The organism is Paramagnetospirillum caucaseum (assembly GCF_000342045.1).
GTDB lineage: Bacteria > Pseudomonadota > Alphaproteobacteria > Rhodospirillales > Magnetospirillaceae > Phaeospirillum > Phaeospirillum caucaseum.
This window is the reverse complement of sequence record NZ_AONQ01000217.1, coordinates 1-348: the sequence shown is the minus strand read 5'-3', so window position 1 is coordinate 348 and position 348 is coordinate 1. Positions and strand designations below refer to the sequence as shown.

At 62.4% G+C, this 348-nt stretch carries 1 pseudogene; it reads right to left on the bottom strand.

Annotation, left to right across the window (positions count from 1 at the left end):
• Positions 1–348 (bottom strand): annotated as a pseudogene (locus H261_RS23055) (nucleotide sugar dehydrogenase); the annotation flags it as partial.

Sequence of the window (348 nt, the reverse complement as noted above, 5' to 3'; positions counted from 1 at the left end):
AGTCCCGGCTTGAAATTGAGGAAGTTCCACTTGGTGGCCGAGGCGTCCAGCACGTCGTAGATGGAAATCCCCAGCTTCTCGAAGATCATGGTGATCTCGTTGATGAAGGCGATGTTGATGTCGCGCTGGGAATTCTCGATCACCTTGGCCGCCTCGGCGACCTTGATGGAGGCCGCCTCGAACACGCCGCCCGTGGTCACCGCGCCGTAGACCTCGGCCAGTTGCGCCGTCACAGCTGTGTTCTCGCCCGCCACCACCTTGGTGATGCGCTCCACCGTGTGCTCGCGGTCACCGGGATTGATGCGCTCGGGGCTGTAGCCCAGGAAGAAGTCCTGGCCCCGCTTCAGG